The sequence below is a fragment of the Vibrio sp. E14 genome (assembly GCF_020515785.1).
Taxonomy (GTDB): Bacteria; Pseudomonadota; Gammaproteobacteria; order Enterobacterales; family Vibrionaceae; genus Vibrio; species Vibrio diabolicus.
This window is the reverse complement of sequence record NZ_JAHPJI010000005.1, coordinates 352,497-371,288: the sequence shown is the minus strand read 5'-3', so window position 1 is coordinate 371,288 and position 18,792 is coordinate 352,497. Positions and strand designations below refer to the sequence as shown.

Genomic DNA, 18,792 nt, shown 5'->3' with positions numbered 1-18,792 from the left:
AGTGTTTGTCATATAGTCAGTATTTGTGTTTTGTTTTATTTGTGTCCAAATCACTGACGTCAATGTTGAGCTTTTAATAGACTTCCAGCTTCACTGCTTTCAAACCGAAACTCTCATTGGTTTCGTTGATTAAAAATTATACGTTGTAAAGTCTAAAAACGCCTCAAAAACCGCTAAAATCGATGTGATCGCGATCATGATTTTAAGGGCAATTTATGTATGGAATTGAGTATCAGAGAGGAATGCTAAATTTGGTGAATGGTTGTAATTTTATGTTTCAGCTCGTCGATTAATTAACCGTAAACTCTGCGGTTTGCTTGCCTTCCTCACAGATTTATCACCGCGACAACGTCATGCTGTTAACTGAGTGTTAACGTTACGCTCAAGAGTGAATCACAAGGATGTATCAATGAGTTGGAAAACCATCAGCTTTCGTAAGCGGATGCTCATTATCATGACGCTGTCGGGGTTGATAGAGCTGTTATTGCTTGTCGCCGCAGGGTTCACTTATCTCAAAATCAATCAAGAGCAAGAAATGGGAGAAAAAGCACTGGGTGTTGCCCGTTTTTTAGCGGACTCAGCGGTTGTTCGTGAAATGATCGAAACCCAAAACCCCCAGCCATACCAACTTCGCTTTAGAGAATTAACCGAAGCCATAGGTGCTGCATTCATCGTTATTGGCGACCATAAGGGAGTACGCTTAATCCACCCTGTTGATGAGCGGTTGGGCAAGCCAATGAGAGGTGGCGACAATCGTCGAGCGCTAGAACAGGGGTTGTCTTATGTTTCGACGGCACAGGGCTCGTTAGGTTATTCAGTTCGTGGTAAAGCTGCGATTTTTGACGAGCAAGGGAACATCATTGGTGTGGTTTCGGTTGGCTATTTGCTCGACCGACTGCAAGACCGCATCGAACCATTTTTGGCCTTTTTGATTTTAATGGTCATCGTAGTTGTCGTCGCTAATGCCATTGTATCCAATTATGCGTCGAGAAAGTTTCAGCGCGCCATTTTAGGCTTTGAGCCTGAAGAGATAGGGCGGTTGTACGGCGAATTAGAAGTGACGATGAGCACTATCAAAGAGGGCGTGTTAAGCATTGATGCCCAAGGGATACTTCGCTCGATAAATCGTAGTGCCTGCCAGATTCTCGGTATTGATAGAGAGGCAGCTCTTAATAAACCGTTGACTGAGACGTTACGCGATAGTGACTTATATACGGTGCTAGAAACCGGACAGGAAGATCATGATATTGAGATATTCCTTAATCATAAACGTCTGATCGCAAACCGTTCGCCAATTTATGTGGATGGAAAAATAGTGGGGGCAGTATCGAGTTTCCGTTTAAGGGATGAAATCAACGACCTAACCGAGCAGTTATCACAAACCAAAGAATATGCAGATTTATTACGTTCGCAAACCCATGAGCATCGAAATAAGCTAAACACCATTAGCGGGTTAGTTCAGATGGGTGAGCTGGATGCCGTACAAAAGTTAATTGGGCAAGAAACCGCACACTATCAAGCGATGATCGAATTTTTAAGAGACACCGTTAAAGACCCGTTAATTGCTGGTATGTTGCTTGGAAAAACAGAACGTGCTCGCGAGTTAGGCTTACAGCTGGTGGTTGAAGAAGGCAGTCGTTTGGAGCCTCTGCCTGAGTGGCTAAATTCGGAAGACCTTGTCACCATTCTGGGCAACTTAATTGATAACGCTTTCGACGCAACGTTAACCTCGATTCGTGATGAATCGAATGTCGCATCGGAGCGCAGAAATATCGATGTGTCAGTGAGCGATTACGGAAATGAAGTGATACTTGAGGTGATAGATCAAGGCTGTGGTTTACCAAGCGATATAGAGCCGCAGGCGCTATTTAAAAAAGGGGTGTCGACGAAATCTCGTCAAAATCGGGGGGTAGGATTGCATCTTGTCAACCAGTTGGCTACTCGATATCACGGCCATGTTGAGATGATGCCCAACACAAATTATGGAACAAGAATAACGGTGTATTTACCCAAGGAAGAACAATTATGAGTATGGCGACTCGCGTAATGATCATTGAAGATGATCTGGCTATTGCTGAGCTGCACCACAAATACTTGAGCCAATTGGCAGGTTTGGAAGTGGTCGGCATTGCGACCACGAGAATAGAAGCGGAAATGCAACTCGATATTCTTAAGCCAGACCTCTTGTTGATGGATGTATACCTTCCTGATGGAACAGGGCTTGAGATACTCAATACATTACGTGCGAACAACCAAACGTGTGATGTCATTTTGATTACCGCGGCAAGGGATGTCGATACGCTACAACAGGCAATGAGAGGTGGCGTTGTCGATTACCTGTTAAAACCAGTGATGTTTCCACGCTTAGATGCCGCACTGAAAAAGTATGTGTCCCAACGCCAACAACTAGACATCGCAGAGAGTTTGGATCAGAACCTCGTTGATAAAATGCTGCAGTCTCACGCCAATCAAGACAACTTGCCGAACCGATTACCGAAAGGGATTGATGGTGTAACCTTGGATAAGATCAGAGAGTTGTTCCCAAATGGTAGTGTGCTGACCGCTGATGAGGCAGGCGAAAAGATTGGTGCGAGCCGAACAACGGCAAGGCGCTATTTGGAGTATCTGATCAGCACTGGTGAACTAGAGGCTGATTTAAACTATGGGTCGGTAGGTAGGCCGGAAAGGTGCTATAAGAAAGTGATACGGTAACGTAGATTTTGATGCTAAATACGAAATGAAAGCGATGGCTTGTTTTAAACAAACCATCGCTTTTTCGCGCTGAGGAGTTAGAAATTATATTCTAATTTCGCTTCAATAGAGCGCTCAGCGCCAAACCAACAGTTATTTTTGTCGTAACAAGAATAGTATTCTTTATCGAATAGATTGCTTGCAGAAAGGGTGACGCTAGCCCCTTTCATTGATTCAGATACTGTTGAAAAATCGTAACTTGCTGCCAAATCAAACAAGGTGTAGTCCGGTACTTTTTGACTATTCTGTGCATCAATTTGTGCTTCTCCGACATAGCGAACGCCAGCACTGGTACGAAGGCCTGAAAGATTTCCTTCAAAGAAGTAATTGGCCCATAGAGAGGCCGTTTGCTCAGGCACCCAAACCGGCGTTTTACCTTCTTGGTTGTAATAACTGTCTTCGGTAATCTCCATATCGGTATACGTGTAGCCTAGAGTGAAATCAGCTTGTGCTGTGGCTTGCCACTTTGCCTCTAGTTCAACACCCTGTGATACCACTTCGCCCGCTTGATAGTTCGGTGCATAAGGATTATTCGGATCGGTCAAGATCGCGTTTTTCTTCGTAATATGGAAGAACGCTAAATTACCCGAAATATCGCCAGACAATGGCGCGTACTTAAAACCGAGTTCCCACTGATGCCCGGTTGATGGTTCAAACGCTTTGCCTGTGGCATCTGCACCCGCAATCGGCTCAAAACTCTCGGAGTAAGTAAGGTATGGGGATAGGCCGAAGTCGAGTTCATACAAACCGCCGACTCGGAAAGATACGTTGGTGTCGTCTAACTCTTCCTTGCTGTTGGATATTGCTCCTAGGTAATCGCTCACGGCGTCTGTATTTGAATCGTATTTATCCCAACGAAGACCCGCAATCATTACAAGTTGGTCGTAACGAACTTGATCTTGGAAATAAACGCCAATCTGCTTCGTTTTGATACCTAAGTTTTGTTTGTATTGGAAATTCAGTGCATTACGATCAATGCTGTTGTGGTCAGGATTAAAAATGTCCTGAGTTAGCGAATACCCAAGCGTGTCTTTGTATTTTACATCTGAATCTAGATACTGATAATCAAGCCCGAACAATAAGTTATGTTCAAAATTTCCTGTTTTAACGTAGCCAGATAGTTGGTTGTCAATCACAAAGGATTTGGACTTTTCATCGGTTAAATAAGCATTTCGACCAACGGTACGGTTATCCGCTTCAAGTGCACCGTTATATGTGTTTTCCTGATAGGCATCGGCGGTCATGTAGCGGGCATTCTGTAGAAATTGCCAATTGTTGTTAAAGTCGTGTTGGACTTTGTAACCCATCATCAGAACTTCGCGTTCGTAAGTGTTCCAGTCCTCATCCCCCAAATAAGTGCTTGGTGACATCGAGCCAAGTGGGTTGTCAATCACTGAGCCAGACGCTGGCACGGTCGTGTAGATACCTGCTGATGGATCATTTTGATAGTAAACATTCACGTTGACTAAGGTGCTTTCTGTCGCTTGCCAATTGAAAGATGGAGCGAGGACATAACGTTCGTCTTCAGACGTATCGGCTTGACCATCTCGCTGTTTTGCGAGGCCGATAATACGGTAATCAACATTAGAATCACCAATTTGTCCTGTGGTGTCGAACGTCAGTTCTTTTAGGCTGTTAGTCCCAGTACTAATCGAGACAGAGTGCGAAGGTGTTGACTGAGGCGCCTTGGCGATAATATTGACCATACCTCCTGGTGGAATATTGCCGTAAAGAACAGACGTTGGCCCTTTAAAAACCTCGATTTGTTCAAGGGCAACGGAATCGACCTGAGGTTGAAGGTTCCAACCATTGTAAAGTAAAGGCAGACCATCATAAAAGTTGGTGTAGTTGATAAAACCACGAATATTGAATAGGTCAAGGCGAGAAACGGCACCGCCACGCAGCTCTGTATTTACGCCAGGCGCGTAACGCAATGCTTCGCTCACCGAGTTTACGCCGCGCAGGTCCATGTCATCTTTAGTGATTACCGTGATCGCTTGCGGCGTTTCTTCCGGTTCTAAAACGGTTTTAGTTGCGGTGTTTCGGTATGTTTCGCCAAGTACTGTGATAGTTTCGTGCTGAGAAGTGCTCTCAGTGGCACTGGCGTGACCAGCAATAAGCGCGGATACCACGACTGCAACCGCAGAACGATGAAATCGATTCGGACTTTCCATATTTATTAATTCCACTACTTTTATTTGTTGATAATGATTGTTGTTTGCATTCTATAGCGAAAGAAATAGGAAAAGTTAACAATTTGGTGCAAAGCCAGAACCTAAGTGCTTAGGCTTCTATCTAATAGGCGTGACTTCGTTCGGTTTGACAGGTATCCAGTAATGCATTTGGGCATTCTCGCTCTCAACATCATAGTCTTCTGGATAAACTTCTAACTCGTAGCCATCAATACCGTGATAATTGGAATAGGGGAGCCAGTGCAAAATGAACCACTCAAGCGTCGCCGCTAGATTTGATGCTTTACCTATGTGCGTAATCACTGCGTAGGTTTGCTTAGGAACAACCAGAAGATCTGGTTCTTGCGTAGAGACTTTGGATATTGAAGTTTTTGACGCTGAGTTGTACTCATAACCTGCCCAATACTCGAGTTGCTGGTTGCTTGAATACGCTTTTGTTACGTCAATCACACCAAGATAGTTTCTTTCCAGGTGAGTATGGTTGTCAGATGAGTAGAGCTGTGACCACAGCGAGGGCACCTTGGATTGGAAGTTGGGCGTTGCGGAAAACAATCCATAAATAGGTTCATGATAACCAGCAAGCACAAAAGCAGGTTTTGTTTCTATTCGAACTTCGATAAAGCACTTATGTCTATTTTCATCTTCTGGTGTATCGCGCAACGTTAAAGGTTGCCTCAAGCCCGTTAGTTGCTGAGCTTTACGATAGTCTCGAGGACTCTTTGAAAACATATTTTTGAACGCTCGACTAAATGCATGTTCAGAAGCAAACCCCATTTCTATCGCAATATCTAACGAGCGATCTGATGTATGGATTAAGCGTTCAGCCGCAAGGCTTAGTTTAAGCTCTCTAATATAGTGAGCGACGGATACGCCAGTGTGTTGCTGGAAAACGCGTTGCAGTTGCCAACGTGACCAGCAGCTTGCTTTCGAGATTTCATCCACACTAAGTGCGATATCTAGATTGTTGTGAATGTAATCAAGCACAGAGTGTATTCGGTTTATCGGGTGCAGATTCTTTGTGCTTGGTTTCATGACATTCTACTTTCGCATTAATAGTATCCTCATTATCTTTAATTGAGTATCATTATCAATAGAGTGGGAGGATAAAATTCAGGCCACATAGATCACAATAAAATTGTAATGGATTGCAAGGGTGGATAAGGATTGTCCATATTAGAGTTTTTGCTTAATTTTTGTCTTACGTTAGTGCAACTTTTTTTATCCATAAAATACAAATATTTATGATGTTTTGTGCAACTTATTTAAACGTTTGCACTGGCAAGTGTTGATGTAAATCAAATAGTCGTAGACAATACTGCACCGTGTCGGACTCTCCTCCAGCGAGTACAGTGTGTACTTTTGAGACATAAGTGACCTAAATGACCTTAATACGTCGTGTTTCCAACAGATTTGGGAGTGCTACTTCTTGAGGTTCTTTGGGCCTATAGACTTTACCTATCAACGTAATAGGTAAGACCAATTTTCTATTTTGAGGTGCCATTGATAGGGTTGGCTCATCCTTTAGCCGTATCCGGGCACACAATAAGTACCTCGTTTTTAAGGGAAAGATGATGGTAATACCAGAAAACAGCAGCATCGTTATTTTTGGTGCTTCAGGTGACCTTACATATCGTAAGCTCATTCCTGCTTTATACCACCTCTATGCGAACAAGCAGCTTCCAGAAAATTTTGCCATTCTGGGTGTAAGTCGCACTGAATACAGTGATGAGTCTTACCGCGCGAAGCTGAAAAAATCGCTTCAGGAAATGGAAAAGACTGAGCCAGAAACGCTTGATGCATTTATTAACCATCTGCACTACCAAGCTATCAATACTTCTGACACACAAGATTACAGTAAGCTATCTTCTCGTTTAGACCAACTTGCTGACGAATATCGTTTCGATCAGCGCAATACGCTTTTCTACTTAGCAACCCCACCAAGTTTATACAGTGTGATTCCTGCAAGTCTTGCAGCACACGGCCTAAACAAAGAAGAAGATGGTTGGAAACGCCTGATTATTGAGAAACCATTCGGTTATGACCTTGAATCAGCGCGTATTCTGGATAAAGAAATTCACGAGCACTTCCAAGAGCATCAAATCTACCGAATTGACCATTACTTAGGTAAAGAGACGGTACAAAACCTTCTTGTACTTCGTTTCTCAAACGCGATGTTTGAGCCGCTTTGGAACCGTAACTTCATTGATTATGTTGAAATCACGGGCGCAGAATTCCTCGGCGTAGAGGAGCGTGGTGGTTACTACGACAACTCGGGTGCCGTGCGCGATATGTTCCAAAACCACCTGCTACAAGTATTGGCGATGGTGGGTATGGAGCCACCTGCACAGATCAATGCAGATTCGATGCGTGATGAAGTCGTTAAAGTACTCCAGTGTCTAAAACCTTTGGACGAAAACGCTCTGCGTAACGATCTAGTATTAGGTCAATACACCGCTTCTGAAGTTCGTGGACAAAGTCTACGTGGCTACCGTGAAGAGCCGGGGGTTGCAGATGATTCTCGTACCGAAACTTACATCGGTTTGAAAGCATACATTAACAACTGGCGTTGGAATGGCGTGCCATTCTACGTGCGTACTGGTAAGCGTCTTCCAACACGCGTTACTGAAGTGGTTATCCACTTTAAACAAACACCGCACCCAGTGTTTGGTCAAAACGCACCAGAAAACAAGCTGATCATTCGCATTCAGCCAGACGAAGGCATTCAAATGAGCTTTGGCTTGAAAGAGCCAGGCGCAGGTTTTGAAGCGAAAGAAGTGAAAATGAACTTCCATTACGCTGACCTACAAGAAACGCAAATGCTAACTGCGTATGAGCGTCTTCTACTTGATGCTTTGAATGGTGATGCTACGCTATTTGCACGTAGTGATGCGGTGGAAGCGTGTTGGCAGTACGTACAGCCAATTTTAGATTTTAAACAAGATCCACAATCCCTCTTCGGGTACGCATGCGGCACATGGGGTCCTAAAGAGTCAGACGACCTGCTACAGCGTGATGGTCGCGCTTGGCGCTTCCCATGTAAAAACTTAACAGATACGGATTACTGTGAACTATGATCAACCATAAGATCTACCAAACAGCAGAGCAGGTAGTTGAAAGCCTAGCTAACGACATGAAAGCGTTCAGCGAAATGGGCCGACCTGTTCACATCTCTCTTTCTGGCGGCAGCACTCCTAAAATGCTGTTCAAACTGTTGGCTTCAGAGGCTTACGCAACCTCTATTCAGTGGCAAAATCTCCACTTCTGGTGGGGTGACGAACGTTGTGTCGCACCTGACGATGCGGAAAGCAACTACGGAGAAGCGAACGCGCTACTGTTTAGCCAAGTAAACATTCCAACAGAAAACATCCACCGTATACGCGGTGAAGATGACCCTAAAGTGGAAGCGGAACGCTTTGCGAAAGAGATGTCAGAGGTGATTCCGACTGAAAACGGAACCCCTGTGTTTGACTGGATCTTATTAGGTGTTGGTGCAGATGGTCACACCGCTTCTCTGTTCCCTGGCCAAACCAATTATGATGATGCGAATCTATCTCTTGTGGCGCCTCATCCTGAGTCAGGCCAGCTTCGTGTGTCAAAAACGGCACGCGTTTTAGAAGCAGCAAAACGCATCAGTTACTTAGTGCTGGGTGCAGGAAAAGCGGACATCGTTGAAGAGATCAACAGTTCACCTGCACACGCACTGCCATACCCAGCGGCTAAGATTCAAGCGAAATCTGGCCTGACGGAATGGTATTTAGATTTGGACGCAGCAGCAAAAATTGCTTAAAACGCTGCTCGTCAATGAAACAAAATTGGAGAGAAACAATGAAAGGTGATATCGGTGTAATTGGCCTAGCGGTAATGGGTCAAAACCTTATCCTAAACATGAACGATCACGGCTTCAAAGTGGTCGCTCACAACCGTACTGCTGCTAAAGTAGACGAGTTCCTGGAAGGTCCAGCGAAAGGCACGAACATCATCGGTGCATACTCTCTAGAAGAACTAGTAGAGAAGCTAGAAACGCCACGTAAAGTGATGCTAATGGTTCGCGCAGGTGATGTGGTAGACAAATTCATCGACGCGCTAGTCCCTCTACTAGACAAAGGCGACATCATCATCGACGGTGGTAACACGAACTACCCAGATACAAACCGTCGCGTTGCAGCACTACGCGAAAAAGGCATTCACTTCATCGGTACTGGCGTATCTGGTGGTGAAGAAGGTGCACGTTTTGGCCCATCTATCATGCCTGGCGGCGCTCCAGAAGCTTGGGAAGCGGTTAAGCCAATCTTCCAAGGTATCTCTGCAAAAACTGATGCAGGTGAGCCTTGTTGTGACTGGGTTGGTAACGACGGTGCGGGCCACTTCGTTAAGATGGTACACAATGGCATCGAATACGGCGACATGCAGCTGATCACAGAAGCTTACCAGTTCATGAAAGACGGTCTTGGTATGTCTGCAGACGAGATGCAAGCGGTATTCGCTGAGTGGAACAACACTGAGCTAAATAGCTACCTTGTTGAAATTACGGCTGACATCCTTGGCTACAAAGATGAAGACGGTGAACCTCTAGTTGAGAAAATCCTAGACACTGCAGGCCAAAAAGGTACAGGTAAATGGACGGGTATCAACGCACTAGACCTAGGTATTCCACTAACGCTTATCTCTGAGTCAGTATTCTCTCGTTGCCTATCTGCACTAAAAGATCAACGTGTTGAAGCTGAGAAACTGTTCGGTAAGACAATCACACCAGTAGAAGGTGACAAGCAAGAGTGGGTTGACGCACTACGTCAAGCGCTTCTAGCGTCTAAGATCATCTCTTACGCTCAAGGCTTTATGCTAATGCGCGAAGCATCAAACGAGAATGGCTGGGACCTAAACTACGGTAACGTTGCTCTTATGTGGCGTGGTGGTTGTATCATCCGCAGCGCGTTCCTAGGCAACATCCGTGATGCATACGAAGCAAACCCAGAACTAGCATTCCTAGGCTCTGATGATTACTTCAAAGGTATCCTACAAAACAGCCTAGTAGCATGGCGCAAAGTTGCAGCTAAGTCTCTAGAAGCGGGCATCCCAATGCCATGTACGACTTCTGCACTAACGTTCCTAGACGGTTACACAACAGCTCGTCTACCTGCGAACCTACTGCAAGCTCAACGTGACTACTTCGGTGCTCACACTTACGAGCGTATCGACCGTGAGCGTGGTGAATTCTTCCATACGAACTGGACGGGCACAGGCGGTAACACAGCGTCTACAACTTACGACGTTTAATCCGCAGTTAGTAAACGGATAAAAGCAAAAGGATGCCCAAGTGGCATCCTTTTTTGTGTCCGTAAGATATTGAGATATTGGTAGATTTGTAAGTTACATTAAACGTTGATTCGTCATGCACTTCTCAGAAATGGGAGAGCATGCTTTTGCTAGCAGTTTAATATTTCTTTTCGAAGATGAAGCTAAGCCGCTCTCTTGCATCTCCTCAACTACAAGGTCAAGGTAATAGAAATGACACAACAGAAGCATCCATTTTACACAGCTTTCGTGTTGCTTATTTTCATATTACTGATCATTTACTCCATTTATCGCCGTTATCATCATTTCGCTTTCGAATCTCTACCGCTTCAGCTCAGTAGTGGCTTTCAAGTGGTCTACATTGATGCGTCATATGTTTTAAGTATCGTAAGCTTACTCTTGTGTCCTACATTATTGGTTTATATTTTATTTGATCGAATGACACAGTTAGTCAAAGTGCCGATTAAAGTGATAACCATAACAGTTGTCTTGTCCCTTATCGTTGCTATTCCAGTTCAAATTTTGGAATTTGGGCGATTGAAGTATATTGCAGAAAATAATGGTTACTCAGCGTGCCCACCTTTCACAATCGCGTCCAGTGGGATGTCGATTGAAGCTATGGTGAAAGATGAGAGGCTTTGCTTGGATGCTGAGATTAATCGCATTGCGGTGTATGGCTATTTTCACGAACTCGAACGGATTGATAACTATATCAAGTCACAGGAAAATTACATTCAATAGAAAAGAGCGCCTAGGCGCTCTTTTCTGTGGTCGTTTTTTTGTTTTGATAAAACCTGTCTTTGAGGTAGAGAATTGCGCTGACCACAAGAGCTACTACAGAAACAGTAAATAGGGCATACATGCTGAGAATCCATGCGAATGTAGCCGTCAAAAACGCAATGAAGGAAAACATTCTGCTGAAAGACATCACATGGCCAAGTTTGCTACTTTTCATAAACGCCTCCCAAAGCGGAGTGGGGATAGACAAGTGTGGTCATATACCACACTTTGATTGTCTGTTCTTTTTGGGCGTTTCACACAAAAAAGCGGCTAAAGATTTCTCAAAAAAGGTGAAATATTGAACTGGTAGACAAATCCATAAACGGCTTTACAAATATATGAATGCATTTGTCTATCACTTCAAAGTTTTTGCTGTGCGGATTAAGGCCTTTTAACGCTATTATTGCAGCCTTCGAGTTTACTAGGCGTAATTTCAAGTCAATAATTCCGGGAAGCTCATCCTCATTATCAGTCACGATGAAAATCACTTTTCTTTGTTTAACAGTACTTTATTGAATATGTGTGATTGCATCAGGTTTGAGAATGAAACTAAGGTTGCAAGAAAGGCGAAAAAGAGTGCTAGGTAAGCCTTTGAACTACGCCTATAATTAGCGCCCACATGGAGGATGTTTAATAAATGAACATCCTCTATTTTTTGAAACCAGCAACAAGGATCCAGTAAAACGTGTTTTTCTGGTGTTGTTTACGTTGACCAAGAAGGTGATTAACACAACAAATTGAGGTTCTAAGATGATTCTTAACAAGTACTTTGTTTTCATTCCGGCAGAATTGGATCAGGAAATACACAAGGACAACCAAGTGATCTCTGAGAAGGAAACTCAACGTCAGGCATTAGTAAAACAGGCGCAACAACAAGGTGGCCTGTAAGCTAGGTTTCAAATAGAAAGAGCACCGCAAAGGTGCTCTTTTTGTATCTGAGGTTATGGATTAACCCAATATGCCGAGGCTTTTCAGCTTTCTATAAATTGTATTTCGACTGACGCCAAGCATACGAGATGTTTTGCTGATGTTCCCCTGATTGGCTTGATATGTTTTGAGCAGTTTGTCTTCGACGGTTGCACGCAGTTCTAACGTGGGTTCGGCAGCGGTTGTTACGTCTTGAGCCTGGCTGAGTTTCTTACTCAGGTGAGTCGGTACGTGAGTGAGCTCTAACGTTTCTTCACCTTGCGCCATTAATGCGGATACTTTGATTAAACTATCGAGTTCACGCAAGTTTCCTGGCCAAGAGTAAGAAAGCAGCAGAGAAAGTAGGTGAGGGCAAAGTTGTTGTTCAGATTCAGCGTGACGTCGATGAATATTCTCGATCAGTTGTTGCTTATCATCTCGCTCTTCGAAGCGAGGCAATTCGATGATCAAACCATTGAGGCGATAGTATAAGTCTTGACGGAACAATCCTTCGCTAACCAAGTTCTCGAGATCTTTATGCGTGGCCGCGATGATTTGCGTATCTACTTGAACACTTTGGTTTGAACCCACAGGAAGCACGGTTTTATCTTGCAATACATGCAGCAAGCGGCTTTGAGCTTCCAAGGGTAAATCTGCGATTTCATCCAGAAACAAAATCCCTTTGTGTGCTTGGCGAATTTTTCCCTGATAGCCTTTGCTGTTTGCGCCAGTAAATGCACCAGCCACGTAGCCAAACAATTCGGACTCAACCAAATCTTTTGGTAGTGCGCCGCAGTTTACGGAAACCAACGGCCCCGTTTTTCTCTGGCTGTTTTTATGTAGCGCTTTCACAAACTCATTTTTACCAACCCCAGTCTCTCCGAGAATCAGTAAACTGATGTCTTTATCGATAACGCGATTGGCTTGTTGCCAGCAATGCTCGACAGTGGAATCACCATAATGCAGATCATTGGAAGCGGTAACAGAACGAGACTTCACTTTTTTGTCGGTCAGCGGCTTTGTTTTGAACACGAAAGGGTGCTCGGCACTTTGGATAGAAAGAATGTCGTCGAGCGATTGCCCGATGACGTTTTGTTGCGCGAGGAGCTGAGAAGCGACTTGATTGTGCGCAAGAATCTGTCCATCTTCATTGGCGATGATAATCCCTTGCCACCCACTGTTCAGTAAGCCTTTCTCACATGCCAAATCCACACGAATATGCCCTTGTGGAATCAAGTTAAGCAATTGATTTTCAACTTGCTGGACCATGTTTTGTACCAGCACTTGCGTTGAGAAATCATGTTTCTTTTGTTCGCTGGTGATATCTAGCACGCCAATCAAATGACCAAGATGATCGAAAATAGGATTGGCCGAGCAGCTAATAAAACGATGATGTTGGATAAAGTGCTGATCACCAATAACAGAAACGGGCTTTGCTTCAATTATTGCAGTCCCAATCGCGTTGGTGCCTTTGACCTTTTCTTGCCAGCACGCACCAGAGCTTAGCGCAATTTCGGTCAACTTCTCGCGGAACTTAGGTTGTCCCCAACTGCCGATGATGACGCCGTCGGCATCCGTCAGAATTAAGCGGCTGTCACTATGAGCAAAAAGCTGATTGAACAGCGGGAGAGCAAACTGGGTGACGGTTTCCAATAAGAAGTTGAGTTGGTGACGCCTATCTTGAAGTGTCGCTGGTGTCACTCGAATATCTTCAGGGCGTCGACGCTGTTTTAAACCCGCCTGTTCACTTCGGATCCATGAAGTTGAAAGCCAATTGTTATCGCTAATGTGTTGAAGTTCCATGACTGTACCATTTTGTCACAGTGAGGGTGTGCCATTTTGGAACACTTGAACATTGGTGTTCACACCATACATCCGCTCAAACATCGCTCACTTGGTTTGTTATCGCTTGGTAATCATAGTTTTACATTTAATTAACAACAAGTGTGGTGTAGTTGGCGTGTGACTTGCGTAATGCTCTTTGTGAACAGTGCGATACGACACTGCAATAACACATTGAACGAGAAACAAAAGGAAGAGTTATGATCTATGCACAGCCAGGTAGTGAAAATGCCATTGTTAACTTTAAATCGCATTACGATAACTTTATCGGTGGGGAATGGGTAAAACCAACGGATGGTGAGTATTTTGACAATATCTCACCAATCAACGGACAAGCGTATTGTAAAGTTGCTCGTTCTGGCGAGGCGGATATCAACTTAGCATTGGATGCGGCACACAACATCAGAACTAAATGGGCAAAAACCAGTGTGACTGAACGCTCGAACATCTTGCTGAAAATTGCTGATCGTATTGAGCAGCATTTAGAAGAGTTGGCAGTTGCCGAAACTTGGGAAAACGGCAAACCAGTTCGCGAAACCTTGGCGGCAGATTTACCTTTAGTGGTAGATCATTTCCGTTACTTTGCTGGCTGTATTCGCGCACAAGAAGGCAGTGCGGCGGAGCTGGATGAGCACACGGCAAGCTATCACTTCCCAGAGCCGATTGGCGTAGTTGGTCAAATCATCCCTTGGAACTTCCCTATGTTGATGGCGGCTTGGAAACTGGCACCGGCACTTGCGGCGGGTTGTTGCGTGGTATTGAAGCCAGCAGAACAAACGCCAACGTCGATTCTGGTTCTTATGGAAAAGATCGGTGATCTACTGCCACCGGGTGTTATTAACGTTGTTAATGGTTTTGGTTCAGAAGCAGGCCAAGCGCTTGCAACCAGCAACCGCATTGCGAAGTTAGCGTTTACCGGTTCAACACAAGTTGGCAATCACATTCTAAAATGTGCAGCAGACAACTTAATCCCATCGACAGTTGAGCTAGGTGGTAAATCTCCAAACATCTACTTCTCAGATATTTTCGACTATGAAGATGAGTATCTCGACAAGTGTATTGAAGGTACGTTACTTGGTTTCTTCAACCAAGGCGAAGTTTGTACCTGTCCATCTCGCGTGCTGGTTCATGAAGCGATTTACGATAAGTTCGTAGAGAAATTGACGGAACGTGCGCAGTTAATCAAGCAAGGTAATCCGCTCGATACCGATACTCAAGTTGGTGCTCAGGCTTCTCAAGAACAGTTTGATAAGATTTTAAGTTACCTCGAAATCGGCCGTGAAGAAGGCGCAAAAGTGGTCTTTGGTGGTGGCGTATCTGAACAGCCAGAGTCAATCAATAAGGGTTACTACATTCAGCCAACGATGTTGGAAGGCCACAATAAGATGCGTATTTTCCAAGAAGAGATCTTTGGCCCAGTGATTGCTATCACTAAGTTCAAAGATGAAGCGGAAGCTCTGGAAATCGCGAACGACACCGAATATGGCTTAGGCGCAGGCGTTTGGACGCGTGATGCGAACGTCGCATATCGTATGGGCCGTAATATCGAAGCTGGTCGAATCTGGATTAACTGTTACCACGCTTACCCTGCACACGCTGCGTTCGGTGGCTATAAAAAGTCAGGTATTGGACGTGAAACACATAAGATGATGCTGGATCACTACCAAAATACGAAAAACCTATTGATTAGCTACAGTGTTGATCCACTAGGCTTCTTCTAAATGAAGTAGTTAACAAAGAAAAAGCAGTACTAACCAAAACCCCGAGCCTTCGGGGTTTTTTATTGCATGGGCTTGCGGGTGGGAGGGTGTATATACGTGAAATTTATATTTTGAACCCATCTATATTGCGTGCTCAGGAACGTTGAATTACGGTCACTTTTCGTTCAAGTAGTTTTTCGACCGCGGTGTTTTGCTTTTCAAGACTAAACTGCTGATCAAAATCCAAGACGCGATTACAAGACTCAAGACTCGCAAACTGGTTTAAACATTCGCTAAGTTCTCTTTTAGAGCTCATTCGAGCCAAACTGCTTTCTGATGAAGAGAGTAGGGTCACTTTGCGGCCATGAAACGTTCCTTGTGGCAGAGCATCACTTTGCTGTGCTTGCTTTACTTCATGAACCGGTAAGTTAGTGTATTTAGATTGGATGTCGTTGGACATAGAGACACCTAAACTCTTAAGTCTAAAGTTTGTGGCATCGGAGCTACCTCAGCAGTGGCGACATGAGCAGACAATAACGACTCCCACGACTCACTTTGCGTCAACAATTCCGCCAAAGCAGTTTCAAAATACTCATAATCCAGTCGCTTAATGTTAATGAGTCGGTTTAAACAGAGTACATGTCGATGATTATCTAAACTAAAGAATAATTGATGCTCAGGCCAGTGATAATTAAAGGCTAGGAAAGAACGATAGAGATCGGAATTAACGATTTGAAGACCAACAATCTCAGCTTCGAGCTGGAGGGTTGTCGATTCAGGATGAAAGATGATATGCACTCTTAGATTATCATCAAACGCTAAGCTTACTTCATTTTCCGTTAGATGCAGTGCAGGCAAGCCTATTTGATGAGCAAACTTTAGCAAAATCTCATCGATAGTTTGGCGTGCTGACATAGGAATAGTCCCTTTTGAAATTTTATCAAGGAAAATATTAGATGTATCTCTTCGTGTTTATCAATATTGGTCGGTTGTTATTATATTTTGGTTTTTAATTTCGGTGAGCTAAATAGAACAGCGATAACAAATGTGCTCTGATGCATATTGTGGTGCTTCTTAGATATTTAAATATCTTTGTTCTCTAATATACCCGCCTAATTGAAAGTGTATTAAGGTGCAGTCACGATGAGTTAAATTAAATCTAATGTTAAATATGTGTTGTTGAAGAATGCGATTTATTGTCCGCTTGTAGTATAAATATAAGTTGATCTTTTATATTTTTACATAAAGAATTGTGTGAAATTAAAATGAACTAAGTCTATAAAATAAGTTTATGGTGTCATAATGAACAATTCTATGTGGGCTGGTTTTGTCGGACTATTCCTACTAAGTGGGTGTAGTCAGTCTGTGCCGATTGTAAGGGAAGGTAGCTTTGACACAAAGAGTCAGGCGGCACTCTATGGTTGGGTTTCTGTCGATGGATACTTTCCACCTTCGATTACGTCTCTTGATGTGGAGATATGTAAAGTAATTAAAAATCAGTGCTTTAAGTCTGCATTTCAGCACTACCAAGGCGTTCAATTACCCGTACAGTATTCATTTTTAATTGCACCGATTCAAGCTGGTGACGGAAACATGAAGATAATTGGAAAGCTATACTCGAATGGGGAACTTGTAGCGGAAAAAGAAAAGAACTATTTATTTTCAGTGGAGGGAAAGCAGGAAAATTTGATGCTCGTGCCAAAAAAATAACCAGATGAAAAGTAATCGGTTACATTTAATTAGACCTTACTAAATTATTAAAAATAAAGATTTGCTCTTTCCTGTTGTGAAAGTTTTGTTGTTTTTTACAAACATTAATCACATGGTTTAAGTCATCGGGTCAGTTGTTTTTTAGACTTATACTTGTTGCAAAAATAGCATTCTTTATGATTATATCTCGCTCCTTGAACACGTTGGCTTGGCGTTTTAGGCTATAAAACATACAATTTTAAGATTTTGGAAATTTCAGTTTGTTCGATAAACGATACCATAATCTATTTAATTTTATTCTAATGTATAACAAAAATCCTAAACTTTAATAACGAAATGATATTTAAGTTTTGGCTAATAATAAACGCTATCTGATAAAAATAATAAAGACGGACAGCAGAGTTTACTAAGATAAACTTTTACCTTTAGGTAAGGGTAATGCTTAGGATATTCGCTAATTATTCGGGGGGTATGGTAAGTGATATGAACTTCTATGCTCTTTTCTTTGCTTCTTTAATTGATATAGCAGTACTTAGAAATAACAACAATCAAAGTATTGCTTTGAAAGTTTCTCAACACTCGTACTGAGAAACTCAAAATAATGAAGGGTAGAAAATGGATGTGTCAGGCCAACTAAACACAGAAAAGGTCGGCTCGAGCTCGCGAAAAATTCGTAGTTTTTCCCGCTATGAAAAATCTGACGAAGTATTTCACTCAGACCAATCTCACATTGTTGTCGTTCACAATGGTCAGCTTCGAGTTCAAACTGGTGATTGCACAATCGATGTTGCGGCAGAAAACGGGGTGTTTCTATCCCAAGGGGATTACTTATTCGAGTACTCGCCCTTAGACGGGGCATACAAAGCGTCGATTATAACCTACGACAACGAACTCGTTAGCCAGCTATTACAAAAGCACAGTGATCTTTTGATGATGCTGCCCAAGGTAGATAAAGTTTGTTCTGGCTTGTTTACTTTTGGTTTGAACATACTCGTAGAGCAAGTGCTTTCCAGCATGCAGACGCTTGAGCAACAGGCGTATCCAGATGCGATCATGTGCCTAAAATATGAAGAGTTAATCATTCTTTTGCTGCACGGCAAAGGGGGAGAATCACTCTATGCGTTGCTTTCACAACAAACGAACCGAACATCGGAACGGTTACGTCGATTTATGGAACAACACTACCTCAAAGAGTGGAAGTTGACTGACTATGCGCAAGAGTTTGGTGCTAGCTTAACGACTTTTAAAGAGCTATTTAATGAGCACTATGGCATTTCTCCAAGAGCTTGGATCAGTGAGCGTCGATTGTTGCACGCTCATAAACTCCTGTTGACGAGCAAGATGAGCATCGTGGATGTGGCGATGGAGGCTGGGTTTTCTAGTCAGTCTTACTTTACGCAGAGTTACCGCCGTCGTTTTGGAACGACGCCAAGCCGTGTACGTTCGGGAGACGATCAAGTAGCTATCGCGAAATGAAATGACTTGGGACTAAAATTTTCTGACTAATTTTGAAAGTCACTCATCAGCGTAAATTCTATTATGCGTCATGTAACAACGAACGATTAAAAATTATTACACCTCTTTCTTTCTGGATCGTTCGAGAGGGGTGCGGAGACGAA

The 18,792-nt window shown here is 43.4% G+C and carries 16 protein-coding genes; 10 read left to right on the top strand and 6 right to left on the bottom strand.

Translation table 11 applies throughout. From position 1 onward, the window contains the following. The first annotated feature begins 409 nt into the window (after positions 1–409). Together LIX84_RS16260 and LIX84_RS16255 are read left to right on the top strand one after the other, a co-directional pair. Entirely contained in the window at positions 410–2,029 is a 1,620-nt protein-coding gene (locus LIX84_RS16260) for an ATP-binding protein (RefSeq protein ID WP_226421742.1), read from the top strand. Beyond that, positions 2,026–2,712 carry a response regulator gene (locus LIX84_RS16255; protein WP_114322274.1) on the top strand — a complete coding sequence of 229 codons (687 nt, stop codon included), beginning with the start codon at positions 2,026–2,028 and terminating at the stop codon, positions 2,710–2,712. Before LIX84_RS16260 ends, LIX84_RS16255 begins: the two co-directional genes overlap by 4 nt. 77 nt (positions 2,713–2,789) lie before the next feature. On the opposite strand, the gene LIX84_RS16250 is transcribed toward LIX84_RS16255, so the two are convergent. Then, complete coding sequence (locus LIX84_RS16250) at positions 2,790–4,925, bottom strand: TonB-dependent siderophore receptor (RefSeq protein WP_226421741.1); 2,136 nt, start codon at positions 4,923–4,925, stop codon at positions 2,790–2,792. 117 nt (positions 4,926–5,042) lie between these two features. Beyond that, entirely contained in the window at positions 5,043–5,975 is a 933-nt protein-coding gene (locus LIX84_RS16245) for an AraC family transcriptional regulator (RefSeq protein ID WP_226421740.1), read from the bottom strand. Between the two features lie 539 nt (positions 5,976–6,514). Here LIX84_RS16245 and zwf point away from each other — a divergent pair. The 4 genes from zwf to LIX84_RS16225 all read left to right on the top strand — a co-directional run bounded on the left by zwf (position 6,515) and on the right by LIX84_RS16225 (position 10,976). Further along, a complete protein-coding gene (gene zwf / locus LIX84_RS16240; protein WP_005397367.1) occupies positions 6,515–8,017 on the top strand; it encodes a glucose-6-phosphate dehydrogenase in 1,503 nt (500 codons plus the stop codon). Next, positions 8,014–8,730: a 6-phosphogluconolactonase gene (pgl, locus tag LIX84_RS16235; protein WP_152814862.1), complete on the top strand. Its 717-nt coding sequence runs from the start codon at positions 8,014–8,016 to the stop codon at positions 8,728–8,730. The genes zwf and pgl overlap by 4 nt, the downstream gene beginning before the upstream one ends. A 38-nt stretch (positions 8,731–8,768) precedes the next feature. Continuing rightward, positions 8,769–10,217, top strand: coding sequence for a decarboxylating NADP(+)-dependent phosphogluconate dehydrogenase (gene gnd / locus LIX84_RS16230; RefSeq protein ID WP_015296824.1), 1,449 nt, complete (start codon positions 8,769–8,771; stop codon positions 10,215–10,217). 231 nt (positions 10,218–10,448) lie between these two features. Then, the gene (locus LIX84_RS16225) at positions 10,449–10,976 is read left to right on the top strand and encodes a hypothetical protein (RefSeq protein WP_226421739.1); all 528 of its coding nucleotides are present in this window, start codon (positions 10,449–10,451) and stop codon (positions 10,974–10,976) included. A gap of 10 nt (positions 10,977–10,986) precedes the next feature. Here LIX84_RS16225 and LIX84_RS16220 read toward each other — a convergent pair whose 3' ends face one another. Next, a complete protein-coding gene (locus tag LIX84_RS16220) occupies positions 10,987–11,190 on the bottom strand; it encodes a hypothetical protein (protein ID WP_005397371.1) in 204 nt (67 codons plus the stop codon). A 575-nt stretch (positions 11,191–11,765) separates the two neighbouring features. Here LIX84_RS16220 and LIX84_RS16215 point away from each other — a divergent pair. After that, positions 11,766–11,903 carry a hypothetical protein gene (locus LIX84_RS16215; protein WP_012841759.1) on the top strand — a complete coding sequence of 46 codons (138 nt, stop codon included), beginning with the start codon at positions 11,766–11,768 and terminating at the stop codon, positions 11,901–11,903. 60 nt (positions 11,904–11,963) lie between these two features. On the opposite strand, the gene LIX84_RS16210 is transcribed toward LIX84_RS16215, so the two are convergent. After that, positions 11,964–13,724, bottom strand: a complete 1,761-nt coding sequence (locus LIX84_RS16210) for a sigma-54-dependent Fis family transcriptional regulator (protein WP_226421738.1) — start codon at positions 13,722–13,724, stop codon at positions 11,964–11,966. A gap of 239 nt (positions 13,725–13,963) precedes the next feature. Here LIX84_RS16210 and exaC point away from each other — a divergent pair, with 239 nt between their 5' ends. Then, positions 13,964–15,484, top strand: coding sequence for an acetaldehyde dehydrogenase ExaC (gene exaC / locus LIX84_RS16205; RefSeq protein ID WP_226421737.1), 1,521 nt, complete (start codon positions 13,964–13,966; stop codon positions 15,482–15,484). A gap of 133 nt (positions 15,485–15,617) precedes the next feature. On the opposite strand, the gene exsE2 is transcribed toward exaC, so the two are convergent. Both exsE2 and exsC read right to left on the bottom strand, forming a co-directional pair. After that, positions 15,618–15,923: a T3SS regulon translocated regulator ExsE2 gene (exsE2, locus tag LIX84_RS16200; RefSeq protein WP_005397379.1), complete on the bottom strand. Its 306-nt coding sequence runs from the start codon at positions 15,921–15,923 to the stop codon at positions 15,618–15,620. 8 nt (positions 15,924–15,931) lie between these two features. Then, positions 15,932–16,378: a type III secretion system regulatory chaperone ExsC gene (gene exsC / locus LIX84_RS16195; protein ID WP_005397386.1), complete on the bottom strand. Its 447-nt coding sequence runs from the start codon at positions 16,376–16,378 to the stop codon at positions 15,932–15,934. 387 nt (positions 16,379–16,765) lie between these two features. On the opposite strand from exsC, the gene LIX84_RS16190 reads away from it, so the two are divergent. Both LIX84_RS16190 and LIX84_RS16185 read left to right on the top strand, forming a co-directional pair. Next, a complete protein-coding gene (locus LIX84_RS16190) occupies positions 16,766–17,173 on the top strand; it encodes a YscW family type III secretion system pilotin (RefSeq protein ID WP_226421736.1) in 408 nt (135 codons plus the stop codon). Between the two features lie 615 nt (positions 17,174–17,788). Continuing rightward, positions 17,789–18,649: a helix-turn-helix transcriptional regulator gene (locus LIX84_RS16185; RefSeq protein WP_226421735.1), complete on the top strand. Its 861-nt coding sequence runs from the start codon at positions 17,789–17,791 to the stop codon at positions 18,647–18,649. Positions 18,650–18,792 lie beyond the last annotated feature (143 nt).

Coding starts and splice junctions, on each gene's coding strand:
- LIX84_RS16245 (WP_226421740.1), bottom strand. CDS start 5,975: ATGAAACCAAGCACAAAGAATCTGCACCCGATAAACCGAATACACTCT.
- pgl (WP_152814862.1), top strand. CDS start 8,014: ATGATCAACCATAAGATCTACCAAACAGCAGAGCAGGTAGTTGAAAGC.
- exsE2 (WP_005397379.1), bottom strand. CDS start 15,923: ATGTCCAACGACATCCAATCTAAATACACTAACTTACCGGTTCATGAA.
- LIX84_RS16225 (WP_226421739.1), top strand. CDS start 10,449: ATGACACAACAGAAGCATCCATTTTACACAGCTTTCGTGTTGCTTATT.
- LIX84_RS16255 (WP_114322274.1), top strand. CDS start 2,026: ATGAGTATGGCGACTCGCGTAATGATCATTGAAGATGATCTGGCTATT.
- LIX84_RS16190 (WP_226421736.1), top strand. CDS start 16,766: ATGAACAATTCTATGTGGGCTGGTTTTGTCGGACTATTCCTACTAAGT.
- LIX84_RS16185 (WP_226421735.1), top strand. CDS start 17,789: ATGGATGTGTCAGGCCAACTAAACACAGAAAAGGTCGGCTCGAGCTCG.
- LIX84_RS16215 (WP_012841759.1), top strand. CDS start 11,766: ATGATTCTTAACAAGTACTTTGTTTTCATTCCGGCAGAATTGGATCAG.
- exsC (WP_005397386.1), bottom strand. CDS start 16,378: ATGTCAGCACGCCAAACTATCGATGAGATTTTGCTAAAGTTTGCTCAT.
- exaC (WP_226421737.1), top strand. CDS start 13,964: ATGATCTATGCACAGCCAGGTAGTGAAAATGCCATTGTTAACTTTAAA.
- LIX84_RS16260 (WP_226421742.1), top strand. CDS start 410: ATGAGTTGGAAAACCATCAGCTTTCGTAAGCGGATGCTCATTATCATG.
- gnd (WP_015296824.1), top strand. CDS start 8,769: ATGAAAGGTGATATCGGTGTAATTGGCCTAGCGGTAATGGGTCAAAAC.
- LIX84_RS16220 (WP_005397371.1), bottom strand. CDS start 11,190: ATGAAAAGTAGCAAACTTGGCCATGTGATGTCTTTCAGCAGAATGTTT.
- LIX84_RS16250 (WP_226421741.1), bottom strand. CDS start 4,925: ATGGAAAGTCCGAATCGATTTCATCGTTCTGCGGTTGCAGTCGTGGTA.
- LIX84_RS16210 (WP_226421738.1), bottom strand. CDS start 13,724: ATGGAACTTCAACACATTAGCGATAACAATTGGCTTTCAACTTCATGG.
- zwf (WP_005397367.1), top strand. CDS start 6,515: ATGGTAATACCAGAAAACAGCAGCATCGTTATTTTTGGTGCTTCAGGT.